This is a genomic window from Halodesulfovibrio sp. MK-HDV, from assembly GCF_009914765.1.
Classification (GTDB): domain Bacteria; phylum Desulfobacterota; class Desulfovibrionia; order Desulfovibrionales; family Desulfovibrionaceae; genus Halodesulfovibrio.
This window is the reverse complement of record NZ_WYDS01000020.1, coordinates 82,354-88,775: the sequence shown is the minus strand read 5'-3', so window position 1 is coordinate 88,775 and position 6,422 is coordinate 82,354. Positions and strand designations below refer to the sequence as shown.

Genomic DNA, 6,422 nt, shown 5'->3' with positions numbered 1-6,422 from the left:
GAATCAGGCACAAGCAGCTTGTTTCTATTTTCCCATCCCCGCCCTTGCCGCTGCACACTATCCAGCAACACAAACAAATCGGCGTGGTATAACCTTTGTAGGTAGCTCATTACAGGCAGATATCGTGGTTGAGAGATGATTATTCGCATGGCTATTTTTTCTTAGCTACGACGTTAAACGCTGAATGAACAAACTTATCAAAAAGGCTCGTTTTTACTACCTCATCAAACTCCACGAACTCCCACTCATCAGAGAAAAGAGAACGAAGTTCTTCCTCGGAATAAAATGTTCCACATCCACCTGCCACAATTAACGGCTCTATACTTTCTTCATTCAGACCATTTTGAGTAGATGTATAATACGAATGTTTCTTGCTATACATCTGCATGAAGAAAACTCCCCCCTGAACCATAGAATCCGCTATTAACTGCACAACCTTTCGGGCATCTTCCCTTGAACAGCAATAAATAGAGCCTCTATCAATCGCCATATCAAAGGAATCAGGAGGGTAAGTAATTTGAGTAAAATCCTTCACCAACAAATCACCGTTGACTCCAGCCTGCTCAAAACGCTTTTTTGCATCAGTAATTGCAGTCACAGAACCATCGACACCCGTCACAACGGCTCCCTCTCCTGCTAGCGCTCTAATATTACTTCCAGTTCCGCATCCGACTTCAAGAACCCTCGGAGCAGCACCAAAGAATGATCTATACTGAAAATAGAATGTTATTACAGAATCCCACGGGTAGTTTTGATTATGGCCATTCTGGTATATGGCCTCCCACGCTGGATCAAAAGCTTCGCTCATAATTAGCTCCTAAAAAATTAAAATAGCGCTCTGTACAATACAAAGGCCTCTGCAGCATTACACCCACTGTGTGCACCACGTAACCGAGCAAGATGCTCTACAGCTTCAAAACTGCGGGGATGGGGAAATTCCCGCATCTCCGATCGGTACGCTTCCAGGGCGCTAAACTTCTCAGAAAGAAATTTAGAAATGTTTACGTAAAAATTCGGGACAAAAGTTGGCATCGCATTAGGCGTTGCATATTCAGTGCTGGAAAGTACTTCAAAACCCAAAAGTGCCACCTGCTTCGTTTCTGGAAGAGGGCGAAACGCTGTCATTACAGCACGGTGTGTTATGGAATGATCAATATTCAGATCACCACTGTGATGTGTGATCACCAAATCCGGTTGAACGTTTTCAGCATGTTTTTCTATAATTTTTATGACGTCCAAAAGCGGAACCGTATCAAACTTGTTATCAGGAAGAGCTCCATAATATATGTTTGCAACTCCCAACATTTGTGCGGCAATTTGAGCAGAATCAGTGGCATGAGTCCGCTCTGAAACCGATGAAGAATCTTGACGGGATGTTGGCCCTTCTCCCAGCAACAAAACAGAAACGTCCATTCCTGCTGCAACTGCTTTTGCAATAGTTCCGCCGCAACCCAAAACTTCATCGTCGGGATGTGCTGCAACAACAAACATTTTTTGGGAATTACTTAGCATAGCCATTCAACCTATAAAAAGAGCTTGTTGTGCTGTCACCCTCGACATCACCTTCAAGATAAAAGCCAGTACTTAAAACAAGTTGTATTGCAACGGGATTCGTTTTTTTAATATACGCCCTCAACTTAGCGTCTGGATTTCTCATAAAAAAGCATTCCGTTGTACTCATGGACGCGTTATGTCCCCTACCACCGCCTCGAGCGTTCTTTGCTAATGCGATGCTTGCGACATAATCAGCTCCATCCTTGTCGAAGCGAACAAATCCTGCGACTGACTGATCCTTCATTACAACATAAAACGGTTCGTCTTTCTTTAGTCGTTCCTCAAACCATGCAAGATGATGCTCCAACGAAAACGTAGAAGTTGAGAAAAATTTTCTTCGAGTTTCTTTAGCTGCGACGATAGGATATATCTCTTCAGCATGTTCACTCTTTACCGGCATTATCGAGAACGGAAAAAGGAGCATGCTTCCTGCCACCAGACCACTACCGTCAACAGGAATCTCTATAGACTCCGGAACAATTTCTCCGCTAATAATTTCCCGAAGCTGCCCTAACCCTCTCGAAGAGTTTTTAAAATATTGTGCAATTTCCTTCTGATTCTCCGGAACTTCGAATACGACAAATGGAACTTTAAGAGCACCTAATTCCCAGCATGTTGAGCCACCAGCAGTAATACAAAAATCTGCCCACAGCATATGTCGAGACATGTCATGTGCCTGTTGTATTATTTCGACAGTTGCAGGAGAATCTGCCAGCAGTTCATTCCATTTTTCTACTGCAACACTACCGGCGATGACACGTAAGGTGCGCCCTTTCATTTCCGCTGAATGAAGTACCTGCTTGAGCTGGTCAAAAGTATGCGACTCATCTCCTCCACCAAGGGTAAGAAGTATGTTTTTTATTTGCGGAGAAGGAGTGCATTCTTTAGATAAATGTCGTGCTTTAATGATATCCTGCCGCAATAGCACATAATCAGAACCGAGCAGACGAGTGCCAATCTCACCACGGTATTGGATGGTTGGCGCGTTAATATTTTGATTAAGCAGAATGTCGCAACAATATTCAGGCAGATGGTTATAATCATCTATAACCAGCAGACGATGGCCTGCATTTTTCACGGCCTTCTGGCATTCAAGCGAAAAATGATAGCCGTCCAGCACGACCCAGCTCGCATCATAGCCGGACACTTCATCTAGAAGAACAGAAACATCTTGCTCCGGCGCTACATCACCTTCCAGATAGTTAACAGAAACACCTTCTTTACTTAGGCGCTCCCGAACCCAAGGAACTGTAATATGCCCAACAAAGACAGCTTTACGTCCTATTCTTTCCCATGCCTGCACCAAGGCTAAACAACGCATCACATGTCCTGTACCCATGCTGGGGGTAGCATCAGCACGTATAACAATAAGTTCACTCATAACTGTCCTGCCCCTTTTAGAACTCGATACATAATTTCAGCCCTAGCCCAATCATCCATGTTATCGATATCCTGAGTTCGATAGCGCGGAATTTGAATCCCCACAGCACGTCCTGCCTGAATGTCATTCCCGTTTAAGAAAAACTCACTGGTTCCCCAATATATTTGCCCTGTATCGTGAAACAATTCAGGAAGATCTTGCGACCTGACATCCAGATACTCAGGTTCAAGCATTGCCATCCGGCCTTGGTCATCCTGCTTCAAAGCCCAAAATGGGGGAGCCGCAAAATTCGTCACAGTAAACGCAGCAGGGGCAGTTTCTAACGCATCATGCCCACGAGTAAGATCCTCAACTATTGTGAATGGAGACGTCGCATAAATACAACAGATAGCATCAACCTTTTGTCCTTGTTCCTGAAAATGCGTTAATGCATGCATGAGTACCGCACCTGTTCCTGTAAAATCATCTGCTAACTGTGCTGGTCGCATAAAAGGAACATCCGCTCCAAATGATCTCGCCACGTCTGCGATTTCTTCATCATCCGTTGAAACTATCACGGAAGAAAATAGTCCGGAACGTAAAGCAACATCAATTGAATAGGCTATAATCGGCTTGCCACAAAAAGATCGAATATTCTTTCTGGGGATTCGCTTACTCCCGCCTCGAGCAGGTATTACAGCTATGCTCATATGCCCTTCTCCCTATGCTATCCTGCCAAAACCAGAAACCGTAGGCTTCCCGACAAGCTTAGACATAATATCTTTCGTGTTTGCGATTGCTGAAAACGCGACATCAGTAGCATCAAGATACTGCTCTACCTGTTCAAAAGTATGAGCATACATCGCGTAATAACTTTCACCTGCTAAGAAACCTTGCTCAAGCATCAACTGAATATAGTATGCATTTTTTACGGCCTCTTCTTCCTCGAAAGAGAAGTGCCCCATTGGCTTCATTCCACCAACATGAATGTCTAATCCATACTTTCGTGCCAATCGTGCCCACCCTTCCTGAACAGCCGTTCCCAGTGCGACTAAACGATCACCTGCATTCAGTTCACGATGCTTCTTCAATGTTGCAAGAGCCGCGACCGGCCCTATTCTTTCAGTCCAATTGGTAGAGCTGATAAAAGAGTACTCAGCAGCGCGCATAACACGTTCTTTACCAATCACTGCCGCAATGGCGTACCCATTGCCCAAGCCTTTTGAGAACACAGCAATATCTGGCTCAAAACCGGGAAACGTCAGATGCGCTCCACCTGTGTTATAGCGTAAACCTGCAGAGATCTCGTCAACGATAAGCGGCACATCATACTTGTCTGCAGTGCTGCGCAAAGATGAAAGAAACGCTTCGGTAGGTTCAAAATTTCGAATTGGTTCTGTTACAATAGCTGCAAGATTGTCTTTATGCTCTTCGGCAAGTCGTTCCAGTTCAGCCGTATCATTATATGCAAACGGGAAAGCAGTTCCGCATAATTCTCGTGGTGCCCCCTGCGGGGAAAGACCGGCAATCAAGTGATTATCTAATGCACTTTCGTTCGCAATATTTGCGGAAAGATACCAGTCGTGCCATCCGTGATACCCGCAAAACAACACAACACTCTTATCAGTTTTAGCTCTGGCAAGCCTCACAGCGACAGCCATTGCTTCTCCTCCAGAACGGGTAAAGCGAACCTGTTCTGCCCAAGGGTGAAGTGTGCATAATTCTTCAGCCAAATCGACTTCTTCTGCACAATTCAAGCTTGAGGCAACACCCTTATGTATTGCGTCGCACACGGCAGCATCTACATCTTCATCTGCATATCCAAGAATGCACGCCCCAATGCCCGAAATCGACATATCAAGATATTTTTCCCCATCTAAATCCCAGACATATGCACCCTTTGCCTTTGAAAAGTACGATGGCCAGATGCCCTCACTAAAACGGGTCGGATTTTTAGATAACAACTGAGTAATTCCGGGAATAAATATCTTCGCTCTTTCTTGTGTACTTATAGATAGTGACATTCTTATCTGCTCCAATATAACGGACTGAGCACTTGTTCCTTTTGAGGTGGAAGAATAGCAGTCAGTTTTTCCATCAAAAAATCTTCATTTGCCAACGGGACAGCTTCGAGATTTTCCAAAACCTGCCGCTTTGTCTCTGCTCCAAATAGAACAGAAGCATCCGGATATGATGTCAAACACCAGGCCAATGCTGCTGCCGCGGGCGTAATCTCTCTCTCGAAACAAACTGAACGAAACTCAGTTAAAGACGGGCTGAGTTCCTGCAAAAACGGAGGTAATTTTTCTGGCTCCATGCACAACACACCTTGGAGTAAAGTGCTGCGAATATGAATTTCTTTTCCCAAAGTCTTAGCTTTGAAGAAAAAACCAGCCGATTCAAAACGTCTGTCAAAAAGTGATGCAGGGACTTGAAGCACATTAATTATAGAATATTCAAGCGCTTCCAATGCACGTTCAGGCGTGTACACAGAGATACCAATTCGTTTTACTTTCCTCTGGTCTACTAATTGCTGCAATGCATCGCCGATTTCTCCATGAAGTAGATCCAAGTGATCTTCATCATGCAGCATCAAGCAATAAAGTGATTTCACTCCTAAGCGATCTAAAGAGCTTTCAACATCACGTAACAACTCGTCCCCGGCATTTTCTGATAATTCAGGAGAACACTTGGAAATAATTTTAGCATCTCCAATGCCTCCTTCCTTCAAAGCTCGACCTAACACAGTCTCACTTTCACCATATGCCAAAGCTGTATCAAAGCATCGAATCCCACCACCATAACTAGTGGCGACAATTGAATTTGCTATATTTTGCGACGGCTTTCCTGAAGTATTGGCTATACCATAATCAAGCCCTAACTGAACTGTCCCTAAAACAAGCCTACTCAGCATAGTATGCTCACTAATGTTACGATTTTTAATCGAAGAACCTAACCACTCTATCGATATCCGATTCGTGCATCCCTACCCACATTGGCAAACTCATGATTTCTGCATAAGCCTTTTCTGCGTTAGGGCAGATGCCTTTGGAATATCCGAGAGATTGGTAGTATGGATGTAAATAGACAGGAATATAGTGCACATTGACGCCAATATTACCTTCCCTCATCTTGAGGAAAAGCTCATCTCGGCATTTAGTGCGCACCACATATAAATGATATGCATTGGTTACATCATCAGAGCATGTTAGCGGAGTCGCACATCCATTCTCCAGCTTGGGAGAATAAAGTTGTGCAAGCTCATTCCGCTTTACAAGCCACTTATCCAACTTTTCTAACTGGGAAAATCCTAATGCACACTGAATGTCGGTAAGGCGATAATTGAAGCCAAGCTCCGTCATTTCATAAAACCATGCGTTATCTTTATCTCTTTGATGAGTATCTACTGCTATTCCATGGCTGCGAAACGCACGCATTTTTTCGGCTAATACCGTGTCGTTAGTAACTGCCATCCCGCCTTCGCCGGTAGTGATATGTTTCACCGGAT

The 6,422-nt window shown here is 44.2% G+C and carries 8 protein-coding genes; all 8 read right to left on the bottom strand.

The genetic code is table 11. The features are described from left to right. A partial coding sequence (locus MKHDV_RS19280; protein ID WP_160716800.1) for a WbqC family protein occupies nucleotides 1–149 on the bottom strand: 149 nt, incomplete at its 3' end. A gap of 2 nt (nucleotides 150–151) precedes the next feature. Beyond that, nucleotides 152–808 (bottom strand): class I SAM-dependent methyltransferase, encoded by a 657-nt coding sequence (locus tag MKHDV_RS15285; RefSeq protein WP_160716798.1) that lies wholly within the window; start codon nucleotides 806–808, stop codon nucleotides 152–154. A gap of 17 nt (nucleotides 809–825) precedes the next feature. Next, nucleotides 826–1,512, bottom strand: a complete 687-nt coding sequence (locus tag MKHDV_RS15280) for a PIG-L deacetylase family protein (RefSeq protein WP_160716796.1) — start codon at nucleotides 1,510–1,512, stop codon at nucleotides 826–828. Further along, entirely contained in the window at nucleotides 1,502–2,935 is a 1,434-nt protein-coding gene (gene pseG / locus MKHDV_RS15275; protein WP_160716794.1) for a UDP-2,4-diacetamido-2,4,6-trideoxy-beta-L-altropyranose hydrolase, read from the bottom strand. The genes MKHDV_RS15280 and pseG overlap by 11 nt, the downstream gene beginning before the upstream one ends. Next, nucleotides 2,932–3,624 (bottom strand): pseudaminic acid cytidylyltransferase, encoded by a 693-nt coding sequence (gene pseF, locus MKHDV_RS15270; RefSeq protein ID WP_160716792.1) that lies wholly within the window; start codon nucleotides 3,622–3,624, stop codon nucleotides 2,932–2,934. Before pseF ends, pseG begins: the two co-directional genes overlap by 4 nt. A 12-nt stretch (nucleotides 3,625–3,636) precedes the next feature. Then, on the bottom strand, nucleotides 3,637–4,938 hold the full coding sequence (locus tag MKHDV_RS15265) for an aminotransferase class III-fold pyridoxal phosphate-dependent enzyme (protein WP_160716790.1): 1,302 nt from the start codon (nucleotides 4,936–4,938) through the stop codon (nucleotides 3,637–3,639). Nucleotides 4,939–4,940: 2 nt separating this feature from the next. Further along, entirely contained in the window at nucleotides 4,941–5,828 is an 888-nt protein-coding gene (locus tag MKHDV_RS15260) for an aldo/keto reductase (protein WP_160716788.1), read from the bottom strand. Nucleotides 5,829–5,853: 25 nt separating this feature from the next. Next, the gene (locus MKHDV_RS19275) at nucleotides 5,854–6,417 is read right to left on the bottom strand and encodes a DegT/DnrJ/EryC1/StrS family aminotransferase (protein WP_371416036.1); all 564 of its coding nucleotides are present in this window, start codon (nucleotides 6,415–6,417) and stop codon (nucleotides 5,854–5,856) included. Nucleotides 6,418–6,422: the final 5 nt, after the last annotated feature.

Bases quoted from the DNA above. Each gene is read 5' to 3' on its own strand.
- pseG (WP_160716794.1), bottom strand. From the start codon at position 2,935: ATGAGTGAACTTATTGTTATACGTGCTGATGCTACCCCCAGCATGGGT.
- MKHDV_RS15260 (WP_160716788.1), bottom strand. From the start codon at position 5,828: ATGCTGAGTAGGCTTGTTTTAGGGACAGTTCAGTTAGGGCTTGATTAT.
- MKHDV_RS15280 (WP_160716796.1), bottom strand. From the start codon at position 1,512: ATGCTAAGTAATTCCCAAAAAATGTTTGTTGTTGCAGCACATCCCGAC.
- pseF (WP_160716792.1), bottom strand. From the start codon at position 3,624: ATGAGCATAGCTGTAATACCTGCTCGAGGCGGGAGTAAGCGAATCCCC.
- MKHDV_RS15265 (WP_160716790.1), bottom strand. From the start codon at position 4,938: ATGTCACTATCTATAAGTACACAAGAAAGAGCGAAGATATTTATTCCC.
- MKHDV_RS15285 (WP_160716798.1), bottom strand. From the start codon at position 808: ATGAGCGAAGCTTTTGATCCAGCGTGGGAGGCCATATACCAGAATGGC.